This window comes from Streptomyces sp. NPDC055400 (assembly GCF_053644375.1).
The window spans coordinates 13,731-34,380 of sequence record NZ_JBSHLM010000005.1 but is presented as its reverse complement, the minus strand read 5'-3'; the positions used below and the strand labels follow the sequence as shown (position 1 = coordinate 34,380).

26 protein-coding genes and 1 pseudogene are annotated in these 20,650 nt (G+C 69.0%); 18 read left to right on the top strand and 9 right to left on the bottom strand.

Annotation, left to right across the window (positions count from 1 at the left end):
• Positions 1 to 8: 8 nt before the first annotated feature.
• Positions 9 to 353, bottom strand: a complete 345-nt coding sequence (locus ACWIGU_RS14255; RefSeq protein ID WP_454400647.1) for a VOC family protein — start codon at positions 351 to 353, stop codon at positions 9 to 11.
• A 61-nt stretch (positions 354 to 414) separates the two neighbouring features.
• Complete coding sequence (locus ACWIGU_RS14250) at positions 415 to 561, bottom strand: hypothetical protein (RefSeq protein ID WP_454400645.1); 147 nt, start codon at positions 559 to 561, stop codon at positions 415 to 417.
• A gap of 136 nt (positions 562 to 697) precedes the next feature.
• Between ACWIGU_RS14250 and ACWIGU_RS14245 the strand changes: the two genes are divergently transcribed.
• The 5 genes from ACWIGU_RS14245 (at position 698) to ACWIGU_RS14225 (ending at position 4,572) form a co-directional block, all read left to right on the top strand.
• The gene (locus tag ACWIGU_RS14245; protein WP_454400643.1) at positions 698 to 1,171 is read left to right on the top strand and encodes a carboxymuconolactone decarboxylase family protein; all 474 of its coding nucleotides are present in this window, start codon (positions 698 to 700) and stop codon (positions 1,169 to 1,171) included.
• A gap of 155 nt (positions 1,172 to 1,326) precedes the next feature.
• Complete coding sequence (locus tag ACWIGU_RS14240) at positions 1,327 to 1,875, top strand: YciI family protein (RefSeq protein ID WP_454401581.1); 549 nt, start codon at positions 1,327 to 1,329, stop codon at positions 1,873 to 1,875.
• Positions 1,876 to 1,986: 111 nt separating this feature from the next.
• Complete coding sequence (locus ACWIGU_RS14235) at positions 1,987 to 2,868, top strand: hypothetical protein (protein WP_454400641.1); 882 nt, start codon at positions 1,987 to 1,989, stop codon at positions 2,866 to 2,868.
• A gap of 82 nt (positions 2,869 to 2,950) precedes the next feature.
• Positions 2,951 to 3,640, top strand: coding sequence for an HAD family hydrolase (locus ACWIGU_RS14230; protein ID WP_454400639.1), 690 nt, complete (start codon positions 2,951 to 2,953; stop codon positions 3,638 to 3,640).
• Between the two features lie 323 nt (positions 3,641 to 3,963).
• Positions 3,964 to 4,572: an MBL fold metallo-hydrolase gene (locus tag ACWIGU_RS14225; protein ID WP_454400637.1), complete on the top strand. Its 609-nt coding sequence runs from the start codon at positions 3,964 to 3,966 to the stop codon at positions 4,570 to 4,572.
• Between the two features lie 344 nt (positions 4,573 to 4,916).
• On the opposite strand, the gene ACWIGU_RS14220 is transcribed toward ACWIGU_RS14225, so the two are convergent.
• From ACWIGU_RS14220 to ACWIGU_RS14210, 3 genes are all read right to left on the bottom strand, one after another.
• Entirely contained in the window at positions 4,917 to 5,618 is a 702-nt protein-coding gene (locus ACWIGU_RS14220) for a haloacid dehalogenase type II (protein WP_454400635.1), read from the bottom strand.
• A gap of 165 nt (positions 5,619 to 5,783) precedes the next feature.
• Positions 5,784 to 6,176: a VOC family protein gene (locus ACWIGU_RS14215; protein ID WP_454400633.1), complete on the bottom strand. Its 393-nt coding sequence runs from the start codon at positions 6,174 to 6,176 to the stop codon at positions 5,784 to 5,786.
• A complete protein-coding gene (locus tag ACWIGU_RS14210) occupies positions 6,173 to 6,493 on the bottom strand; it encodes an ArsR/SmtB family transcription factor (RefSeq protein WP_454400631.1) in 321 nt (106 codons plus the stop codon). The genes ACWIGU_RS14215 and ACWIGU_RS14210 overlap by 4 nt, the downstream gene beginning before the upstream one ends.
• Positions 6,494 to 6,639: 146 nt before the next feature.
• On the opposite strand from ACWIGU_RS14210, the gene ACWIGU_RS14205 reads away from it, so the two are divergent.
• The 5 genes from ACWIGU_RS14205 (at position 6,640) to ACWIGU_RS14185 (ending at position 11,374) form a co-directional block, all read left to right on the top strand.
• On the top strand, positions 6,640 to 7,128 hold the full coding sequence (locus tag ACWIGU_RS14205; protein ID WP_454400629.1) for a MarR family winged helix-turn-helix transcriptional regulator: 489 nt from the start codon (positions 6,640 to 6,642) through the stop codon (positions 7,126 to 7,128).
• Positions 7,125 to 8,429 (top strand): MFS transporter, encoded by a 1,305-nt coding sequence (locus tag ACWIGU_RS14200; protein ID WP_454400627.1) that lies wholly within the window; start codon positions 7,125 to 7,127, stop codon positions 8,427 to 8,429. The genes ACWIGU_RS14205 and ACWIGU_RS14200 overlap by 4 nt, the downstream gene beginning before the upstream one ends.
• 504 nt (positions 8,430 to 8,933) lie before the next feature.
• The gene (locus ACWIGU_RS14195; protein ID WP_356290791.1) at positions 8,934 to 9,269 is read left to right on the top strand and encodes a YciI family protein; all 336 of its coding nucleotides are present in this window, start codon (positions 8,934 to 8,936) and stop codon (positions 9,267 to 9,269) included.
• The gene (locus ACWIGU_RS14190) at positions 9,266 to 10,513 is read left to right on the top strand and encodes an RNA polymerase sigma factor (protein WP_454400625.1); all 1,248 of its coding nucleotides are present in this window, start codon (positions 9,266 to 9,268) and stop codon (positions 10,511 to 10,513) included. Before ACWIGU_RS14195 ends, ACWIGU_RS14190 begins: the two co-directional genes overlap by 4 nt.
• 138 nt (positions 10,514 to 10,651) lie before the next feature.
• Positions 10,652 to 11,374: a DUF899 family protein gene (locus tag ACWIGU_RS14185; protein ID WP_454400623.1), complete on the top strand. Its 723-nt coding sequence runs from the start codon at positions 10,652 to 10,654 to the stop codon at positions 11,372 to 11,374.
• 201 nt (positions 11,375 to 11,575) lie between these two features.
• Here ACWIGU_RS14185 and ACWIGU_RS14180 read toward each other — a convergent pair whose 3' ends face one another.
• The gene (locus tag ACWIGU_RS14180; RefSeq protein ID WP_454400621.1) at positions 11,576 to 12,220 is read right to left on the bottom strand and encodes a TetR/AcrR family transcriptional regulator; all 645 of its coding nucleotides are present in this window, start codon (positions 12,218 to 12,220) and stop codon (positions 11,576 to 11,578) included.
• A 70-nt stretch (positions 12,221 to 12,290) separates the two neighbouring features.
• Positions 12,291 to 13,289, bottom strand: a complete 999-nt coding sequence (locus ACWIGU_RS14175) for a GlxA family transcriptional regulator (protein WP_454400620.1) — start codon at positions 13,287 to 13,289, stop codon at positions 12,291 to 12,293.
• Positions 13,290 to 13,458: 169 nt separating this feature from the next.
• On the opposite strand from ACWIGU_RS14175, the gene ACWIGU_RS14170 reads away from it, so the two are divergent.
• A complete protein-coding gene (locus ACWIGU_RS14170) occupies positions 13,459 to 14,040 on the top strand; it encodes a cysteine hydrolase family protein (RefSeq protein WP_454400618.1) in 582 nt (193 codons plus the stop codon).
• 131 nt (positions 14,041 to 14,171) lie between these two features.
• On the opposite strand, the gene ACWIGU_RS14165 is transcribed toward ACWIGU_RS14170, so the two are convergent.
• Together ACWIGU_RS14165 and ACWIGU_RS14160 are read right to left on the bottom strand one after the other, a co-directional pair.
• Positions 14,172 to 14,540, bottom strand: a complete 369-nt coding sequence (locus tag ACWIGU_RS14165) for a VOC family protein (protein WP_454400616.1) — start codon at positions 14,538 to 14,540, stop codon at positions 14,172 to 14,174.
• A 132-nt stretch (positions 14,541 to 14,672) separates the two neighbouring features.
• On the bottom strand, positions 14,673 to 15,143 hold the full coding sequence (locus tag ACWIGU_RS14160) for a hypothetical protein (protein WP_454400614.1): 471 nt from the start codon (positions 15,141 to 15,143) through the stop codon (positions 14,673 to 14,675).
• 350 nt (positions 15,144 to 15,493) lie between these two features.
• Between ACWIGU_RS14160 and ACWIGU_RS14155 the strand changes: the two genes are divergently transcribed.
• The 7 genes and pseudogenes from ACWIGU_RS14155 to ACWIGU_RS14125 form a co-directional block, all read left to right on the top strand.
• On the top strand, positions 15,494 to 16,678 hold the full coding sequence (locus tag ACWIGU_RS14155; protein WP_454400612.1) for a cytochrome P450 family protein: 1,185 nt from the start codon (positions 15,494 to 15,496) through the stop codon (positions 16,676 to 16,678).
• 121 nt (positions 16,679 to 16,799) lie between these two features.
• A complete protein-coding gene (locus ACWIGU_RS14150) occupies positions 16,800 to 17,372 on the top strand; it encodes a hypothetical protein (protein WP_454400611.1) in 573 nt (190 codons plus the stop codon).
• Positions 17,373 to 17,535: 163 nt separating this feature from the next.
• Complete coding sequence (locus ACWIGU_RS14145; RefSeq protein WP_454400609.1) at positions 17,536 to 18,591, top strand: chitinase; 1,056 nt, start codon at positions 17,536 to 17,538, stop codon at positions 18,589 to 18,591.
• A 119-nt stretch (positions 18,592 to 18,710) separates the two neighbouring features.
• Positions 18,711 to 19,121 (top strand): VOC family protein, encoded by a 411-nt coding sequence (locus ACWIGU_RS14140; RefSeq protein WP_454400607.1) that lies wholly within the window; start codon positions 18,711 to 18,713, stop codon positions 19,119 to 19,121.
• Between the two features lie 67 nt (positions 19,122 to 19,188).
• Positions 19,189 to 19,635, top strand: a complete 447-nt coding sequence (locus ACWIGU_RS14135) for a helix-turn-helix transcriptional regulator (protein WP_454400605.1) — start codon at positions 19,189 to 19,191, stop codon at positions 19,633 to 19,635.
• Positions 19,636 to 19,640: 5 nt separating this feature from the next.
• Positions 19,641 to 20,267, top strand: coding sequence for a glyoxalase (locus ACWIGU_RS14130; protein ID WP_454400603.1), 627 nt, complete (start codon positions 19,641 to 19,643; stop codon positions 20,265 to 20,267).
• Between the two features lie 118 nt (positions 20,268 to 20,385).
• A pseudogene (locus ACWIGU_RS14125) lies at positions 20,386 to 20,646 on the top strand (SAM-dependent methyltransferase); the annotation flags it as partial.
• Positions 20,647 to 20,650: the final 4 nt, after the last annotated feature.

The following is a 20,650-nucleotide window of genomic DNA, read 5'->3' as shown; positions in this document are numbered from 1 at the left end:
GGAGGCCGTCAGAGGTTGTGCGCCGTTTCGTGGCGTGGTTGGTAGAGCCCCAGCTCGCCACCGCCAGGCAGCCGGATCCCGGTCTTGAGACCCCACCCGGCGTTCGTGACCGGGGTGCACTCGACCCCCTTCGCCGAGAGCTCGTCGACCGTCGCGCTGACGTCGTCGCACATCAGGTACAACTCGTGTGACGGTGCGTCGGCGGGGTGGACCGCCACCTCGGCCGGAGGCAGCTTGAAGATGAGCCAGCCGTCGCCGGCATCGATGTGCGGATACTCCAGGACGTCCCTGAAGAAGGCGCGGTCCGCCTCCGCGTCGTGGCTGTAGATGATGACGTGAGCGCCGTTAATCATGCGTGCAGGGTACTGACCGCTGGGGGCGGAGCCCGGATATGACGCCGTGCCGGACGCCTGTTCAGCCCGCCGTGCAGTAGCCGGTGAGGACGTCGCCGCCCTCACCCAGCGTCTTCCCCGGACGTCTGCCGCCGCGGGGGCCCACCACCCGGACGAGAAGTTCACCCGCGGCCTGGACCTGGTCTGCGCCGGTATCGCGGACGCTCATGCCGTGAAACCTCGTCGTCGGTGACCGCTCCCGCAATGCCGGACATGGAGACGCACGTCACATGCGGCGATGTCACAGCGCGCGGAGCCGTTTCGTCATAGGGGTGTAGGCATCGGCAACGACGGAGGAGTTCACGATGGACGCCCGTTTGAACATGTTCGGCAACCCGACGGCCATGAAGGTCTGGAAGCACATCATCGCGGCGAACAAGGTGCTCGCCGAGTCGTCGGTGCCGCACGCGACGCTGGAGCTGGTGAAGATCCGCGCCAGCCAGATCAATGGGTGCGGCGGCTGCCTCGACATGCACACCAAGGACGCCGCTGCCGCCGGTGAGACCTCTACGCGCCTCAACCTCGTCGCGGCGTGGAGGGAGGCCACGGTCTACACCGAGGCCGAGCGCGCGGCGCTGGAGCTGACGGAGCAGGGCACCCGGCTTGCCGACGCGGCCGGTGGTGTCCCGGACGAGGTCTGGGCGAATGCCGCCAAGTACTACGACGAGGATCAGCTCGCGGCCCTGGTCTCGCAGATCGCCCTCATCAACGCGTTCAACCGCGGGAACGTCATCATCCAGACGCCGGCCGGCGACTACCAGCCCGGCCAGTTCGGATAGCTCGTACCGGACGGGCAGACAAAGAGCTGTGCCCGGCGGTGCTGTCCGGACGACCGCCGGGCCGCGGCTGACCTGCCCGTCCAGATGGCCATGCGCGCAGGCCGAATGAGGACATCTGCGAGATGACGCAGGACGTGGTGGTAGAGAGTGTGCGCATGGAGTTCTTCTGCTACCACCGCGATCGTCTCGACTCCCTGGCGCTACGCCATGAGTTGCTGGAAGACCACTGGTCCTACATGGACCGGTACGGCAAAGAGCTGATCGCTCGCGGCCCGACGCTCAGCAGCGACGGTGAGGAGCCAACGGGGAGTGTGCACATCGTCGACCTGCCGGACACCGCCGCGGCACGTGCGTTCGCGTTCGACGAACCCGGCTATCAGGCCGGCGTGTACCGGGACGTGATGCTGCGCCGTTGGCACAACAAGCTCGGGCGCACCATGTGGGACTACCCCGGTGGCCCCACCGAAGGGAACCGATACCTGGTGCTCGGCCTTGGCGCGGGGCACACTGCCGACCTCGATGTGCCCGGCGATCAGGACGACCTGATCGCGTACGGGCCTCTGCTGTCCGACGACGGCGCCACCTGGCTGGGTACGGCGGCGCTGGTCCGGGCGCCGGACCCGGACACGGCATGTGCCGTTCTGACCGTGGGTCTCTACGCCGAGATCGAGGTCCACGACTGGCAGTTCGGCGGCAGGAGGTGATGACGGCCGTCACCCCGCCATAAGGGCCGAAGACGAGCGAGCCGTGCAACGATTCCGGCCCGCCGTGCGTCAGTTGTCCGAGAGATCACTTCGATGCTCGAGGGACGTTAAATGCAACGCGAGTGTGTCTTCGGGATCGCCGGGGCCGTGCTGTTGGCCACAGCCGGCATCACCGCCTGTCAGGGCGACGTCTCGGCTGCGCCGCCCGGCGCGGCGCGGGTCGTCAAGGACACTGATGACGAGGCCGTCGTCGAACTGTCCGACGGACCCCGGGTCTCCCTGCGCTACCAGGCCGGTACGGGCCTGCTCGAACGGCACCGGAGCGCCGTCGGCAAGCCCTGGTCCACGTCGAAGACCGTCTACGCCACCAAGACCGACCCCTGCCGGGGCATCGACCTGAAGGCATACCGCGCCACCGTCACCGTGCGCGCCGGCTTCGGACAGTACTGCCGGGACGGCGAGCCTCCGACGGAGAGCGTCGCCGCCGTCGGCACCGGTGGACTGAGGAAGTGGGACACCCACATCGCCAGGAACTGGGACGGCTGGGACCGGGTCGACATCGCCCGTGACGGGAAGTCGGCGAAGTTCTCGTCCAGGTCATCGGCCGGCACGACGACTCTCGCCTGGCGCGCAGGCAAGGGCTTCGGCGAGATCGCGACCACGTACAAGAGGCTCGGTGAACGGTTCCTCGGCACCTGGCGCGCCGAGGACGGCAGTCACCGGGTGACCTTCCGGCAGAGCGAGCTCAACGTGCCCGCCTCGGCCACCGTCGAGTTGCTCAAGGGCCCCACGTGCAGGGTCCGCATGGACCTGATCAACATCTGGGAGGACCGCGTACAGCCCAGGGGAGCCAAAATCCTGGAGGGCGAGAAAACCACGTACTGCCCACCCGAGGAGTTCAACTCCGAGTACGTGGTGGCGACTGCCCACGGGCCGATGGAGCTCAGGAACCTTGGTGACGCCACGCCACTCGTGACGTACCGGAAGCCGTGACGCAGTTGCCAGGGGAGTGGTCCGTTTCCTTGCCCGCTCCCCGGCTTGCGCACCGGTGACGGGGGAGGCGAGGATCGCCGGCATGGTCAAAGGTGTGATGTTCGACTTTTCCGGGACCCTCTTCCGTATCGAGTCCGTTTCGGAATGGCTGGGAGCGGTTGTTGCCGAGGCCGGACTCGATATGGGCGAGGACGAAATCGCCGCGTGTGCCGGTCGGTTGACCGAGGCGGGGGCTTTGCCCGGAGGGGCTCCGCCTCGCGTGCTGCCGCCGCACCTCGAGGGGCTGTGGCGTGCACGGGACCTCAGCGCCGAGCAACACCGAGCCGCGTATACCGCTCTCGCCCGCGAGGCGGCCCTCCCGTCGGCGGAGCTGGCCGAATCTCTGTATGACCGGCAACGTACTTCCGCCGCATGGCGCCCCTATCCCGACACCGAGGCGACTCTTCGTGCTCTGCGTGGGCGGGGCGTTTCGATCGCTGTGGTGAGCAATATCGGCTGGGACCTGCGGCCTCTCTTCCGCGACCACGGTGTCGACGGCCTCATCGACGCGTACGCCCTCTCTTTCGAGCACGGCGTGCAGAAGCCGGATCCGGGGCTCTTCCAAGCGGCCTGCGACAAGCTCGGACTGCCACCCGGCGAGGTCCTCATGGTCGGCGACGATCGCATCGCGGACGCCGGGGCCGCTGCGCTCGGATGTCCGGTTCATCTGGTCGACCACCTGCCCGTCGATCGGCGCCCGAACGCACTGCGGGCGGTTCTTGACCTCATCTGAATCCTCTAGCTGCTCTAGCTTGTCGCGCTCCTATAGCTCCTATAGCTCGTATCGCTCCTATAGCCCGTGTGGAGAGGGGAGTTGTGGTGTCTTCTTCGAAGAGGGTCGCGGCGGTCGGGGGGTTACGACTCCCGATCTGTCGCACGTGCGGTGTGCAGTACCGGGCACAGCGCGCTGACTGCCCGGTCTGTCTGGACGAGCGGCAGTACGTGGGCTGGGAGGGCCAGCGGTGGACGTCACTCGGGGAGTTGCGCGCCGGTGGCCGACGCGGGCGGCTCGTCGAGGAGGGGCCCGGTGTCATCGGAGTGGGCGCGGAGCCGTCGGTGGCTGTCGGCCAGCGTGCACTGCTGATCCGATCGCCGCACGGGAACGTGTTGTGGGATTGCGTGGGCTACCTCGACGACGAACTCGCCGCCGAGATCGAGGATCTGGGCGGGATCAGCGCGATCGCCGTCAGCCATCCGCACTTCTACGGCGTGATGACCGAGTGGGGAAAGGTGTTCGGCGCGCCGGTGTACGTCCATGCCGCGGACCGTGAGTGGGTAGGGCGGCCCGATCCGGTGATCGAATACTGGACCGGCGACACCCACGACATCACGCCCGGCATGACGCTGATCAATGCGGGCACGCACTTCGCCGGAGGCACGGTGCTGCACTGGGCCGACGATCCGGAGGGCGACGGCGCGCTGTTCAGCGGCGACATCTTCATGGTCGTCATGGACCGGCGCTGGGTCAGCTTCATGTACAGCATTCCCAACTTCATTCCGGAGCGCCCGAGTACGATCCGCCGCGCGCTCGCGCTGGTCGAACCCTTCGCTTTCGAGCGTATCTACGGGGCCTTCTGGGGGCGCGTGGTCAGCGCCGACGGGGCGGGCGCGGTCCGGCGTTCCGCGGATCGCTATCTGCGTTTCGTGCGGGACGACGGCTCATAGAAGGTGTATGTGACCCAGGATCACCCACCCGGACGCGGACGCAGGACCCGTTCGCCTGGGCTGACGGGACCCGCCATGTGTCCCGCCGAGGACTCGGTATCCGCCCGGCAACGGAGTCGTCCGACGCCATGAAACGAACGCACTGTCAGGAGCCCCAACGGCTTTCCCGACTACGCTCGGATGTCGTGAACGCCTACTTCACGACGGAACAGTGCCCCAGCTGCGGTTGCCACACCGACGGCCTGTCCAACAGGTTCGCCTGCACTTCCTGCGACACGGTATGGACGTCGGGGGACCCGGACTCGATCGTGAGCCCTCGCACGAGCGTCATGTGACGAGGACGGTCACCTCCCGCGGCCGGACTCGATGTGGTCGGCCAAGTCGCTCAAGTCGTCGGCGTACAGGTCGAATTGATCCGCAGCGGTGGGCGGGTCGCCGACCGGTCGGGTGACGTAGGCGGTGCGCAGGCCCGCGTTCTGTGCCGCGCGCAGGTCCCAGGCGTGGGTGGCGACCATCAGCAGGCGCTCCGGCGGTCGTCCGGAGACGGTGACAGCCAGTCGGTAGACCGCTGGATCCGGCTTGTACGTCAGGGCGTCCTCGGCCGACAGCGCCTGGTGCCAGCGCAGGCCGGCGTGGGCGTTGACTTCGAGCAGCGCCGTCCGGCTCGCGTTGGAGAGGCCGATCAGCGGGTGCTGTTCCGCGAGTCGGGCGAGACCTGACGCAGTGTCGGGCCACGGCGGGAGCCGGCGACCTGACAGGGCCAGCGCCGCTGCAGCCGTCGGGTCGTCGACCCCGGCGGCGTCGGCGACGAGCCGGGCGGCTTCCAGGTCGAGCGCGTCGCTGGTGACGTAGGGTCGCCCGCCGTCGACGATGCGCCGCTGCTCGCGGTCGATGTGCTGCTGCCACATCGACAGCAGCTCTTCGATCTGCGCCGGGCTGTCGAGCGACGGGTCCAGTTCACGTATGCCGGCGCGGATACCGGCGGGCTCGTCGACGAGTGTGCCGAGTACGTCGAAGACGAGGGCATCGATCTGCAGCTCTGACATCGGAGAGGTCTCCATGCAAGGGGGGCGAAGCGCCGGATGATCGAACGTAGGGGGAGGGCCGTAAAGGGTGCAAGTCGCTCTGGGGGCTGACGTCTGAGCGGCGGCGACGACGGCGGCGAGGGTTTCGGGAAGTTCCGGCGTCAGGCCCGCGCCGCCGTCCGACGCCTACTCCGGGCTTGTTGCGATCTGGATCAGGTTGCCGCACGTGTCGTCGAAGACTGCCGTGGTGACGGGGCCCATTTCCAGGGGCTCCTGGGTGAAGGTGACTCCGAGCCCGCTCAGGCGCTCGTACTCTGCCTGTACGTCCTCGACGGCGAACTGGGCGAGCGGGATGCCGTCCGCGACGAGCGTGTCGCGGTAGGGCTTGACGGCCGGGTGGCCGGCGGGCTCCAGGAGGAGTTCGGTGCCGCCGGGCTCGTCGGGCGAGACGACGGTCAGCCACCGGGCCCCCGGGCCGACCGGGACGTCGTGCTTCTTCACGAAGCCGAGGATCTCGGTGTAGAAGTGCTCGGCCTTGGCCTGGTCGTCGACGAAGACGCTGGTCAGGTGGATCTTCATGAGGTGCTGTCCTCCGGTCCTGATGTGTGGGTTGTGGGCGTGGGCGTGCGCACGGGCCATCGCTCGGTGATCTGCCGCAGCGGCTCCGTGTTCAGGTCGTGGAACTTGTATCGGCCCTCTCGCCTGGTCTCGACGAGTCCGGCGGCCTCCAGCACGGCGAGGTGCTGGGAGACACCCTGGCGCGAGATGCCGAGCTGATGCTTCATGCTCAGCCGCCCGCAGATCTCGAACAGCGTCTGTCCGGACTTCTCCGTGAGCTCGTCGAGGATGGTGCGGCGGGTGGGGTCGGCCAAGGCTTTGAAGAGATCGTCGGCCATGACCACAGCATAGGCAACTGCTCGCTTGCCTATCAAGTCGAGGCGTCCGACCCCGGCTCCGTCTGGCCGATGGTGCGATGACGCAAAGACTCGTGCAGGCCGGGAAGGCCCGGGCGCTGTTATAACAGCGCTGTTATATTAGTGCTGTGACATCTCCTGACCCCACCGCGCTCCCCGACCCCTGGCACTCGCTGCACGAGCTGCTGGCCGCCATGGATGCCGACATCGAGCAGGTCTACGTCGAGCGTGGCATCAAAGGGGTGCGGCCGCGGTTCGCGTACCCGCTGATCCGGCTGGCCCACACCGGACCACTCACCATCCGCGAGCTCGCGGAGTCCCTGAACCGCTCGCACTCCGCGATCAGCCAGACCATCGCCGCCATGCGCAAGGAGGATCTGGTCACGTCCGAACCGGGACCCGACGCCCGTACCCGGCGGATCAACCTGACCGAGCGCGGGCGTTCCCTGGTGCCGTTCCTGGAGGCCGAGTGGCGCGCCACGCACGCGACGGTCGCCGAGCTGGACGGCGAGATCCCGCACGCGATGACCGCCGTCGTCGAGGAGGTGCGGCGGGCCCTTGAGCAGCGGTCGATGCGGGAGCGAATCCTCCACCACCTTGCCGGGCCTCCGAAATGAAGGGGCGGGTCCGGTTCCTCGACACCCGTCCGCTGTGTCGCAGCCGACCGTTCCGCGACGTGTGGATCGGCACCTCGGCCTCCCAGCTCGGTGGCCAGATAACGACCGTGGCGGTGCTCGCCCAGGTCTGGGACCTGACCGGCAGCACCGTGGGCACCGGCGCCATCGGGCTCGCCACCGGCCTGCCGATGGTGCTGTTCGGGCTGATCGGCGGCACGCTGGCCGACAGTGTCGACCGCCGGGCTCTGGTGCGGGCCACTACGGCAGGCCAACTGCTGGTCGCCGCAGGGCTGTCGACCCAGGCCCTGGCGGGCAACCGGAACGTGTACCTGCTGCTCGCCCTGGTTGCTGCCGGGACCGCCTGTGGCGCGCTGGGTGCCCCGGCCCGGCGCACGTTCCCGGTCCGTCTGCTGCCGGCCGACCAGGTCGCGGCCGGTCTCGCGCTGACCAACATCTCCTTCCAGGTGGCGATGCTGGCCGGGCCCGCGCTGGCCGGGCTGATCATCGCCCGCTGGGACCTCCCTGCCGCGTACGCCGCCCAGACAGTGTCCGCGTCGGTCTCGATGCTCGCGGTGATCCGCCTTCCGGCCATGAGACCCGAGGGCGCGGATACAGCTGTCGCCAAGCGGCGGTCGAGGCATGGCGGTTGGTGGATCGTCCTGCGCCGCCCGACACTGTGGGGCTCGATGGTCACCGACCTGTCCGCGACGCTCCTCGCCATGCCGATCGCGCTGTTCCCGCTGGTCAATGAGGTCCGCTTCGGCGGCAACCCGCAGACCCTCGGCCTGTTCCTCTCGGCCGTCGCGGTCGGCGGGATCACGGCGGGCCTCCTCTCCGGCACGGTGACCCGCTGGCCCCGCGGAGGGCTGGTCCAGCTGGGCGCGGCTGCCGTCTGGGGCCTGGCGCTGGCCGGCTTCGGTCTCTCCGGGCCGCTGTGGCCGGCCCTCGGCTGCCTGGCCGTGGCCGGTGCCGCCGACACCGTCTCGGTCGTCACCCGCAGTGCGCTGGTTCAGTTGGAGACCCCGGACCCGTACCGGGGGAGAGTCTCCTCCGTGGAACATGTCATCGGTGTCGCGGGCCCCGAACTCGGCAATTTCCGGGGCGGGTTGATGGCATCGGCGACCTCCGCCCCCTTCGCCCTGGTCGTCGGCGGCCTGTCCGCCACACTGGCGGTCGCGGCGGTGGCAGCGACGAACGCTTCCCTCCGCGCCTACCGCACACCGCGCACCGCCGACAATCGCCGGCGCGAGGAGCCTTACGGAGGCCCGTCGTCCGGAACTGCAGAAGCCGCTGAAGTATGACGGCTCAGAAACACGATGAGGCCCATGAGTGAACCCGAGTTGGACCGCCATTGAGGAATGAATTGGCCCATTATCGATCGCCTTACAGGTCCCGCCTGCCGGCCGGTACGGCCGTTGCCGCGACGTCGCCCGCCACCGCCGCGATCGACGGCCGTGCGGTCGTCTACACCGCCGCCCCCGGTCAGACCAACAACGTGACCGTCACAGCGTCGAAGAACGGAGCTGACATCACGTACGTCATCGACGACGCGGTCACGATCAGCGGGCGACGGCTGCACGTACCCGAGCCCTCTCCGGCGGACCCGGCACGAACGTCGTCCACCAGGACTGACGACCCATCCGCAGGCCCGGGTACCGCCGCTGCCCGCGTACGCGGGATTGGCCTGGTCTCCGGGCTGCACGAACAGGTTCGCCGGCTTCCGATCCCGGTGCACGACCCTCATGGCGCCCTGCGTCGTGAGGCGAAGCCCTCACGACGGGGGTAGCGGGGGCAGAATGAACAGGGTGAAGTACGTGCTGCTTATCTGCGACGACGAGAAGGTTTCGCCCAGTAACGAGGAGCTCGAGGCGGACCCGACACACCAGGCCTGGCTCGCGGATCTCGACCGGCGGGGCGGCATGCTCGTCGGCGCGCGGCTGCGTCCGGTGGTGGACGCGACCACGGTCCGGGTCCGGGACGGCGAAACCCTGGTGTCGGACGGCCCGTTCGCGGAGACCAAGGACTTCGTCGGCGGCTTCGTGATCGTCGAGTGCGCCGACCTGGACGAGGCGATCGCGATCGCCGAAGGCCATCCCTACGCGCGCTGGGGCGGCGTCGAGATCCGCCCGGTCTGGGAATGACCGCGCCGGAGGACCGGGTCCGGACGGCCGTCGACGAGGCGTTCCGGGACGAGTGGGGCCAGGTGGTCGCGACCCTGATCGGGACGACGGGCGACTGGGACCTGGCCGAGGACTGCGCGCAGGACGCGTTCGCCGCAGCGCTGACGACCTGGGCGCGCGACGGCGTGCCGCGCCGCCCCGGCGCATGGCTCACCACCACCGCCCGCAACCGCGCCACCGACCGGCTGCGGCGCGACGCCGCGGGTGCGGCCAAGCTGCGCCAGCTCGCCGTGATCACCCGCGGCCCGGATGAACCGCAGGTGGAGGACATCCCGGACGAGCGGTTGCGGCTGATCTTCACCTGCTGCCACCCGGCGCTGCCCTTCCCCGCACGGGTCGCGCTCACCCTGCGTACGCTGGCCGGGCTGAGCACCGCCGAGATCGCCCGCGCCTTCCTGACGACCGAGCCGACGATGGCGCAGCGCCTGGTCCGCGCCAAACGCAAGATCGCCGAGGCCGGCATCCCGTACCGCGTGCCACCCGCCGACCTGCTCCCGCAGCGACTCGCCGCCGTCCTCGCCGTGCTCTACCTGATCTTCAACGAGGGGTACGACGACGAGGGCGCGGACGACCGCCGGGCGCTGACCGCCGAAGCGATCCGGCTGGCCCGGGTCCTGAACCGGCTGATGCCCGGCGAACCCGAGCCGCGCGGGCTGCTCGCCCTGATGCTGCTGCATGAGGCGCGGCGCATGACCCGTACGTCCGACGGCATGCTCGTCACGCTGGAGAAGCAGGACCGGAGCCGGTGGGATCAGGGGCTGATCGCCGAGGGGGTGAAGACCCTTGACGAGGCGCTGGCCACGAGGCGCAGCGGGCCGTACCAGGTACAGGCCGCGATCGCCGCCTGTCATGCCACCGCGCCCGATGCGGCGAGCACGGACTGGCCGCAGATCGCGGTGCTGTACGCGGAGCTGGCCCGGTTGGCCCCGTCCCCGGTGGTCGAGCTGAACCGGGCGGTGGCGGTCGCGATGGCGGACGGCATCCCGGCCGGTCTGGCGCTGGTCGACGAGCTGGCCGCATCCGGGCGGCTCGACGGCTACCACCTGCTGCCCGCGACCCGGGCCGACCTGCTCCGCCGCTCCGGCCGGAGGGCCGAGGCCAGGCTCGCGTACGAGGAAGCGGTGAAACTGGCGCCGACGGAGGCCGAGCGCCGCTATCTGACACGCCGGATCCGGGAGCTGACCAGCGGAAACGGCGAGCTGTGACTAACGTCGTGCACATCCGGCGAACTTTTTCTCTGCCGGTGTCGATAGGGGAGGTCCGTCTTCGTCGGTGGGGTGACAGTCGCTCTGGAGCGAGGCAGAGAAGGCCCTCCGGACAAGGACATGAAGGGATGAGTTCTCATGAGCACCGAAACGAGCGCACCCGCACCCAAGGCCGTCGACCGAGCCGCCTACCAGGCCGAACTGGACGCGCTGCGGATCCGGGAGAAGGCGTACACCCGTGAAGGCGACGCGATCGCTGCGGCCCGCCGCCGGCTGCCCATGGTGGAAGTGGACGCCGGCGCCCCGCTGACCGGCCCGTCCGGTCAGGTCACGCTGCTGGACGCGTTCGAGGGCCGCACGCAGCTCATCGCGTACTTCCAGATGTGGCACGCCGACCACCCCGCCGCCGACCAGTGCGAGGGCTGCACGTTCTTCAACAGTCAGGTCCGCGAGCTGTCCTACCTGCACTCCCGTGACGTCACCTACGCGACGCTGTGCCAGGGCCCGTACGAGGTGAGCGTCCGCTACCGCGACTTCATGGGCTGGGACGTGCCCTGGTACTCGGCCGAGGAGTCGATCGACACGCTGATGGCGGGGCGTGGCCCGTTCATGCTGGCGTGTTATCTGCGCCAGGGAGACCGCGTGTTCGAGACGTACTGGACCACAGGCCGCGGCGTCGAGGCCATGGACCAGACGTACAGCCTGCTGGACCGGACGGTGTACGGGCGGCAGGAGCCGTGGGAGGACTCGCCCGTCGGCTGGCCGCAGATCAGCGGCAACTACATGCGCACCGACGGACGCCCCACCGCCCAGTGGCCCTGCCTGGACGCCGGACGCTCCGACGAACTGGACACCCCCTAGTCGTTCAACCGGCTTACGGCTGACGGGAATTCAGACCCTCCCCCGGCGCGCCGCGATCACTCCCGCCTGGCTCCAGGGCCAGTTGTCATGGGGGAGTGGCATTGGCATCGCCGTCCCCGTGCCCAGGCAGCAGGAAGACGGGAATCAGGCCGAGGAGGGGGAGGAAGGCCAGAAGAGCGAAGGGTCGCCTCGCGGCAGTGCTCACGCCGTCACCGGCCCAAGATGAGCGTCCAGGACTGCCGTGACGAGCTGTTCGCGTTCCTGATCGGCCGGCGGGGGAGTGCCGAGGGCCAGGTGCAGGCTTCCCCAGGTCCACAGCTGGGCGATGCCGTGCAGCCCGGACCACAGGGCGGCGGCGGTCACCGCGGGCGATACGGCCGAACGGATGGGCGACCCGGGCCGGTGCACGGCGTCCGGATCCTCCCTGCACAGGCCGACCAACTCGACCATCCGCAGGAAGAGCGGAAGCGTGGAGGTCCGCAACTGAAACCGGCCTGCCTCCTGTTGTGCCCCGCCGAGCAGATCGTGACGGAACATCAGCTCGAACATGTCGCGGCGCTCCAGCGCGGACCCGACGTACGCCCCGGCAAGTCGCTCCAGCTGAGCGCGTGGTGGCGCCTCGCGGTCGGCGGCGGCCTCGAATCGGGCCGCGAGGTCCTCGAAGCCGCGCTGGGCAATGGCCGCGAGCAGGGCGTGGTGCGTGGCGAAGTGCAGGCTCGGGGCCCCGTGCGAGAGCCCGGCCCGCCGGGCGATCTCCCGCAGCCCCACCGACGCGGAGCCCTCGGTGAGGACCAGGTCCACACCGACGTCGATCAGCCGCTCGCGAAGGGAGCTCTCATCAGTCATGGACACTGTCCACCATTGGGGATTAGACAGTGTCTACCTCGGTGGGAGAGGGGTGGCGGGGTCTCAGGCATCAGCGGGTCCGGGGCACCCGGAATCTGCGGCGGTACTCCGTCGGTGTGGTGTTCAGCCGTCGTCGGAACGCCCGCACCAGGGTGTCCGTCGTGCCGAATCCGCAGGCGGACGCGATGCGTTCGAGGGTGGCGTCGGAGGATTCGAGGTCGTGGCGTGCCTTCTCGACGCGGACGGATTCGATGTAGGTGTGCGGGGTCATGCCCAGTTCGGTCTTGAAGAGCCGGGTGAGATGCCGGTCGCTGACGTGCGCGTACTCGGCGAGCTCCACGACGGTCAGCGGCCGGCTGATGTTGCGCATGATGTGGTGGCGGAGATCCTCGATGCGTCGTGTCGTGGAGAGCTGTTCCAGAGGAACGCTGAACTGGCTCTGTCCGCTCGGCCGCTTCAAGTACATGACGAGCTGCCGGGCGACGCGCAGCGCGATGGCTTCGCCCAGGTCATCGGCGATCAGCGCGAGCGACAGATCGAGGCAGGCGCTGATGCCCGCTCCGGTCCACACGTTCCCCTCGCGGATGAAGATCGGGTCGGCGTCGACCTCCACGGCCGGGTGGTCCGCGGCCAGTTGGGGCGCCGTCGACCAGTGGGTGGTGGCCCGCTTGCCGTCGAGGAGGCCGGCCGCGGCGAGGAGGTGTGCTCCGACGCACACGGACGTGACCCGGTGGGTGCGGTCGGCGAGTCTCTTCACCCAGCCGACCAGCTCGGGGTCCACCAGCGCGCGTACCCGGCGCTCGCTGTCGACCTCCACCGAGCCGGGCACGATGAGCGTGTCGATGCTCCCCTCGGCGGCCTCCCGGAAGGTGATGTCCGGGAGGATGCGGACTCCGGCGGAGGTGGTGACCGGATCCATGCTCTCGGCGGCGAGGACGACGTGATATCCCGCCGCGTCCTCCGTCTCGCGTCGGGCCAGTGAGAACACTTCCGGTGGCCCGGTGACGTCGAGCAGGTCGACGCCTTCGAAGAGCACGATGACGACGAGGCGTCTGGCGATGTCGTGCATGAGTCCCCCTGGCCGGTCTGCCGTGCCATCGGTGGTGCGCGAGTGGCATGTCGGTATCTGCATGTTAGACGTCATTGTGGACACGCCTGCTGGGTCATAGCGTTCAGGTCGCAGCCCACCGCATCGCTCGGGCTGCCAACCTCACGCGAAGACCGAAGGCGGTACACCCATGTTCAGAACCACGCTGCGCGAGCTCAACGGCTTCGACGAGACGCCCGCGAAGCTGGCCGACTCGACGCTGATCCTGATCGACTTCCAGAACACCTACACCCAGGGCGTGATGGAACTCGACGGGTGGCACTCCGCGGTGGACAACGCCGAAGCTCTGCTGAAGCGCGCCCGTGAGGCGGGCACACCGGTCATCCACATCGTCGACAAGGGTTACGACCTGAAGTCGAAGGCGGGTCAGATCATTCCGGCGCTGAAGCCGGCGAAGGGCGAGCCCGTCGTCGAGAAGACCGTCCCCAACGGCTTCCACCACACCAACCTCGCCGAAGAGGTCGAGAAGGCCGGGCGCAAGAACGTCATCATCGCCGGATTCATGACGAACATGTGCACCCTGTTCACGAGCCAGGGCGCGTTCCTCAACGGCAACCATCCGACCGTGGTCGGCGACGCGTCCGCGACCCGGCCGCTGCCGCTCAAGGGCAACCCGAACGGCATCCCCGCGCAGCAGGTTCATGAAGCCGCGCTCGCCACGGTTCAGGACCTCTACGGAGTCGTGGTGCCCAAGCAGAGCTCGCTCACGTAGCCGGCACTGGTCAGGCAGCCGTCCGGTAGTCGCCGCTTTCGGAGGGGGAAGGGACATGCAATGAGGAGCCGCCGCTCACGGCCCAGGTCCGCTCCGCGGACAGCAGCACTACGGCCTCTGCCTCGCGCCCCTCAGCCGTGACCGGTGTCGATGACACAGAAGCGGTTGCCGTCGAGGTCGGCGAGCACGATGAAGTCGGCGTCGGCCGGGTACAGGTCCCAGGCGACCCGCTGTGCGCCCAGGGACACCAACCGCTCGACCTCGGTGGCCTGATCGGCCGAGTCCCCGGCGTACAGATCCAGATGGATCCGCGGATGCTCCTGGACCGGCGTCTCGCTGAGACCGAGCGACAGCTGAACCCCGGCGCCTTCCGCCGGCACCAACACCACCCAGTCGTCTTCCATCTCCTCGCGCGGTACGTATCCCAGGGCCTCCGCCCAGAACGCTGCCGCACGCGGCACATCCGAGACACCCAGCACAACCGATCCGATCCTCAGCATGTGCAAATTCTGGCGGACTACGGCACACCCGCGGTAGGGACGACGCGCGGGAGTCCGTTCGCGCGGGAGCCGGGCGGTGCCGTCCGCCCATGAAGACGGGGAGGCACCGCCCGGCGACGTCGGCCCTGCGCGTCAGAAGACGAACGGACCGGGTGCTTGGGCGGATGTGGCGTTACACGTCACGGTGATACCCATGACCACGACCTTCAGGGACTTGGCCTCCAGGCTGTCCCCGGCGGCGACGGACCCGTTCAGCGGCCCGGTGGACACGGGGCTGCCGGCGGGGATCGCCGGGTTGGAGTTGCCGGTGAACGTGGACGTGCCGGAGCCGTTGTTCGTCAGCGTGAGCGTCGAGTTGACCGAGCCGGCCGCGACGTCGACGGGCGCCGAGATGGCCGAGGTCGACACGCTGATCGTCGCGGCCGTGCCGTCCTGGGTGGCCGTGAGGGTCGCCGTGCCCGACCCGTAGATTCCGCAGTCGAACGAGATGGTGGCGGTGTCGGGGGTCACCGCGGTCGCCATGGGTGCGAGCGCGAGCGCGCTCACGACGACGACGCCGACACCCAGTGCCGAACCGATACCGAGCCCTCTTCCATACCTCATGGGAAGCCTGCCTTCACTGTGCGAGTGGGGGGAAGGTGCAGGTGCGGATCCCGGTGCAGGTGCGGATGCAGTTGCGGGAGTGACGTGCTGAAATCGTCGCCCATTGAGACACAGGCCGCGTGAGGCAGCAAGACCGATCCCATGATTGTTGACGTGCGACGGCCGGAACCGGCCTAGATCGGCGAACGCCGTCCGCCGCCCGACAGGTGAACGTGGCGCACGCGTGCCGGAAATGACGCGACGCCCACCTCCACGGCGGCAGCCCACACGGAACTCGTCGCCAGTACGTGACTTGGGCGCCGTCGGCGGTGGCCGGATCGGCGTGGCAGGGACACCCTAGGGTGGGACATATGGATCTCCAGGACGAGTTGGACGAGCTCATCGACAGCCCATACGACGTCTACGGCCGCCTGCGTGACACCTCGCCGGTGCATCGCATCGCCGGGCCGGACGGTGACTCCGCCTGGATTGTCACGCGGTACGCCGACGTACGCGCCGCCCTCGCCGATCCCCGGCTCTCCTTGGACAAGAAGCACGCCCTGGACGGGGCCTATCGTGGTTTTTCGCTGCCACCGGCCCTTGATGCCAACCTGCTGAACATGGATCCCCCCGACCACACCCGCATCCGTCAGCTGGTCGGCCGCGCCTTCAACGCTCGTCGTGTCGAGCAACTCCGTACGCCCATACGGGAAACTGCGGACCGACTCCTCGACGCCCTTGGCTCCCAAGGCAGTACGGACCTCATCGCTTCCTACGCCGCACCTCTGCCGATCGCCGTGATCTGCGAGCTGCTCGGTGTCCCGGACGACCGCCGCCCGGACTTCCGCACCTGGACCGACGCGCTCGTCGCCCCGGATCCCGGCCACCCCCAGGCGGCGAAGGAGGCGGTGCCGGCGCTTCTCGGCTTCTTCGCCGAACTCCTCGCTCACAAACGCGAGCAACCCGGTGCCGACTTGCTCTCCGACCTGATCGCGGTCCGCGACACCGACGGCGACCGCCTCAGCGAGGACGAACTGACCTCGCTCGCCTTCCTGATTCTCTTCGCCGGGTACGAGAACACGGTGCAACTCATCGGCAACGCCGTTTTCGCCCTCTTGCGCCATCCGGAGCAGCTGGCTGCCCTGCGCAAGGACCGATCACAACTCCCCTATGCAGTAGAGGAGTTCGCACGGTACGAAGGGCCGGCTCTTCTCGCCGTCCGGCGTTTCCCGACCGAGAACATGACCATCGGGGGAGTCCCGGTCCCCGCAGGCGAGACGGTCCTGCTTTCGCTGTCCGCCGCCAACCGAGACCCGGCCCGCTTCGCCGATCCGGATCGCCTCGACCTGGACCGCGATGCCGGCGGCCACCTGGCACTCGGGCACGGCATCCACTACTGCCTCGGCGCGCCGTTGGCCCGCGCCGAGACCGAGATCGCTCTGGCGGCCCTGCTCGACAGGTTCAAGGAGATCGAGCCGGCCCGGGACGACCCGCAGTGGCGGCCATCCATGCGCGCCCGCGGCCTGCTCACACTTCCGGTGACCTACAGCGGCTGACGGAGCGAGGTGAGCCGGACGGGGCGGAGGGTCAGGACGCCCCTACGTGGTTGCCGCTGAGGCCGGCCCAGGGTCGGTCGGTGCGCCGAGACAGACAGCCGAGACAGACAGGGGAGGCCTTGTGGATGCCGCTGGGCACCGGCACGTCGACGCAGGCGTCATGCTGGCCCGTTTCGCGGCCCGCATCCTCGTGGTGTGCCCCCGCTGCTCCGCGCGTGCCGTGGTCGTTCCGCGCCCGGGAGGGCCCGAACTCCGTTGTTCCGTAGACCTGTTGTTCCTGCCCAGGCGGCTGACCTGTGCGCGATGCGGGGCCACGGCCGAGTGGGAGCCGGAGCGGCGCGGCAACGCCCGCGTCGGCGTGACGCTCGGCGGTCCGGCCGAGCCGTTCTTCGGCAGGCCGCTGTGGCTGCAGACGCGCTGCGCGGGCCGGCTGCTGTGGGCGTACGACATCGAGCACGTCGACGCGCTCACCGCATACGTCGGCGCGCGTCTGCGGGAGCGGGGGAGTCCGTCGTCGTCCTTGGCGGTGATCCCGAGGCTGCCCGACTGGATGAGCTCGGCCGCCAAGCGCAGCACGGTCCTCGCGGGGCTCGCCGCACTGCGGGCCCAGGCCGGGCGCTCGGCGCCCGAGGACCGCCCCGACACCGCCGACGGAAGCGCGGCCCGGCCACAGCCACGGCGCGCGACCTCTTAGCTCCGATCGACCAGCCTGATCCGCGACTCGACCCCAAACTCGACCCCGACTCGCCCCCAACTCCCCATTGGTCCATACCCATTGACGAAAGGTCTGGACCTCTCTACCGTGCGTCGTGCTCACGCCAACCCCCACCCGCCCGGTGACCCTGCGGAGGCCCCCCATGTCCCGTCGCAGTCGTACGTCCCGTCTCCTCGGCGCCGCCCTCGCGGCGGCCGCGTCCCTCTCCACCGTCCTGGTCGCGGCACCTGCCGCCCCCGCCGCCGATACCTGCCAGACCAAGCCGCGACCGGCCGGCAAGGTCCTCCAGGGCTACTGGGAGAACTGGGACGGCGCGTCCAACGGCGTGCACCCGCCGTTCGGCTGGACCCCCATCACCAATCCCGAGATGGCACAGCACGGCTACAACGTCATCAACGCGGCCTTCCCCGTGATCCGCTCCGACGGCACCGCGCTGTGGGAGGACGGCATGGACACGAACGTGAAGGTCGCGAGCCCGGCCGAGATGTGTCAGGCCAAGGCCTCGGGTCAGACCATCCTGATGTCCATCGGCGGTGCGGCAGCGGGCATCGACCTCAACTCGACCGCCGTCGCGGACCACTTCGTCGAGACGATCGTCCCGATCCTGAAGAAATACAACTTCGACGGCATCGACATCGACATCGAGACGGGCCTCACCGGAAGCGGGAACATCGGCCAACTCTCCACATCACAGGCGAACTTGATCCGTATCATCGACGGCATCCTCGCCCAGATGCCCGCCGGGTTCGGCCTGACGATGGCCCCCGAGACGGCGTATGTCACCGGCGGCAGCGTCACGTACGGCTCGATCTGGGGCGCGTACCTCCCGGTCATCAAGAAGTACGCCGACAACGGCCGCCTGTGGTGGCTCAACATGCAGTACTACAACGGCAGCATGTACGGCTGCTCCGGCGACTCCTACGAGGCCGGCACCGTCCAGGGCTTCACTGCCCAGACCGACTGCCTGAACAAGGGGCTCGTAGTCCAGGGCACCACGATCAAGGTCCCCTACGACAAGCAGGTTTCCGGCCTGCCCGCCCAGCCCGGCGCGGGCGGAGGCTACATGGCACCGAGTCTGGTCTCGCAGGCATGGAACACGTACGGCGGTGGCCTCAAAGGGCTGATGACCTGGTCGATCAACTGGGACGGGTCGAAGGGATGGACGTTCGGGGACAACGTGAAGAGCCTGGAGCAGTAGCCGCACCGAGTCGTGGATGGCCCTTCACCCCACGGGGGTGTGCGGATGGGGTGAACAGACGGCCCGACCGGTCAGGATCGGAGAAGCGCGGATCGCCGGGCTGCTACTAACGTGGGTTCATGGACATCACCATTCACACCACCGCGCTCCCGCACGACGACCCGGACGCTTCCCTGGCCTTCTACCGCGACGCCCTCGGTTTCGAGGTCCGCAGCGACGTGGGCCAGGGCAAGATGCGCTGGATCACGGTCGGCCCCGTCGGCCAGCCCGGCACGTCCATCCTGCTCGCGCCGCCGGCCGCGGACCCCAGCATCAGCGAGGACGAGCGCCGCACCATCGCAGAGATGATGGCCAAGGGCACCTACGGCTGGATCCTGCTGGCCACCCGGGACCTCGACGGCACGTTCGAGAAGGTGCAGGCGGCCGACGCCGAGGTCGTCCAGGAGCCGACCGAGCAGCCGTACGGCGTCCGTGACTGCGCCTTCCGTGACCCCGCGGGCAACATGGTCCGCATCCAGGAGCTTCGCTGAGCCCTGCCGCGCCAGGTGGCCCCAGGGTCCCCTGGCGCGCGCGGATACCCATGAAGGTAGGTGTCGTATGTGCCATCCCGCCTGGGGGCGCGCGCTCGCCCAGGACCAGCGGCTGAAGGACCTGGTGCGACTGCGCCGCGTCCGTGACCGGATCGACCGGGCGTACGCGCAGCCGCTGAACATGGAGGCGCTCGCCCGCGGCGTGAACTGGCCGGCCGGGCACCTCAGCCGGCAGTTCCGGCTCGCGTACGGTCAGTCGCCGTACGCTTTTTTGATGACGCGTCGTGTCGAGCGGGCGAAGGCGTTGCTGCGCGGTGACGAACTCACGGTCACCGAGGTCGGTTTCCTGGTCGGATACACGTCGCAGGGCGTCTTCCGTACCCGCTTCACCGAGCTGGTCGGCATGACGCCCAGCGCGTACCAGCGCGGGGTGACGGTTGCCATGACGAGGGCGTCGCCGTCGATACCGGTCAGGAATGGAGAAGCATTCCTCACCGAGCCGCAACTAGCGTGATGCCCATGACCTCCATCGAATCCATCACCCTCCAGGTGGCCGATCCCACGGCCGCCCAGCGCTTCTACACCGCCGCGTTCGGCCTGGACACTCAGGTCGGACTGAGCGCCTCGGAGGCGCCGACGACCGGCTTCCGCGGGTTCTCCTTGTCGCTCACGGTGTCCCAGCCGGCCGACGTCAAAGCGCTCATCGGCACGGCCCTCGACGCCGGCGCCACGCCTCTCAAGCCCGTCACGAAGTCCCTGTGGGGATACGGCGGCGTCGTCCAGGCACCGGACGGGACGATCTGGAAGGTCGCCACGTCCGCGCGGAAGGACAAAGGCCCGGCGACCCGGCAGATCGACAGCATCGTGCTCCTGCTGGGCGTGGCGGACGTCGCCGCGAGCAGGCAGTTCTACGTCGACCGCGGTCTCACCGTGGCGAAGAGCTTCGGCCGCAAGTACGTCGAGTTCGATACGCCCTCGAGCCCGGTCAAGCTGGCTCTCTACGGGCGCCGCGCGCTGGCCAAGGATGTCGGCGTGCCCGTCGACGGCAGCGGATCGCACCGGCTCGTGCTCGGCGGCGACGCCGGGACCTTCACCGACCCGGACGACTTCGCCTGGCAGGCCACCACGGTCACCACAGCGGCCTGACCTGACACCGCTCCCCCATGGGTCACCCGCCCGATCCCCCTCTCCTTTGCCTCCCTCAATCACCCTTCTCTGTACGGCAGTTGATTCCTGAGCGGTCGCTCCCGCCGTCTCCGGGAGTCCCTCCGGCAGCCATCTCGTCCTGTCTCACACCATCACCAGCCCGGCCATGCCGGACGCGGACGCGGCCGTGGCGTTCTGGAACGGACACGGCACACCCAAGCTGAACCAGCGCACCCCGGAGCAGGTCGCCCGGTTCTTCGACGGCCTGGAACTGCTTGAGCCGGGCGTGGTCTCCTGCTCACGCTGGCGGCCGGAGGGTGCCATCGCCGCGGTGCCTGATGAAGTGGCGATGTTCGGCGGGGTCGGGCGGAAGGGGTAGGCCG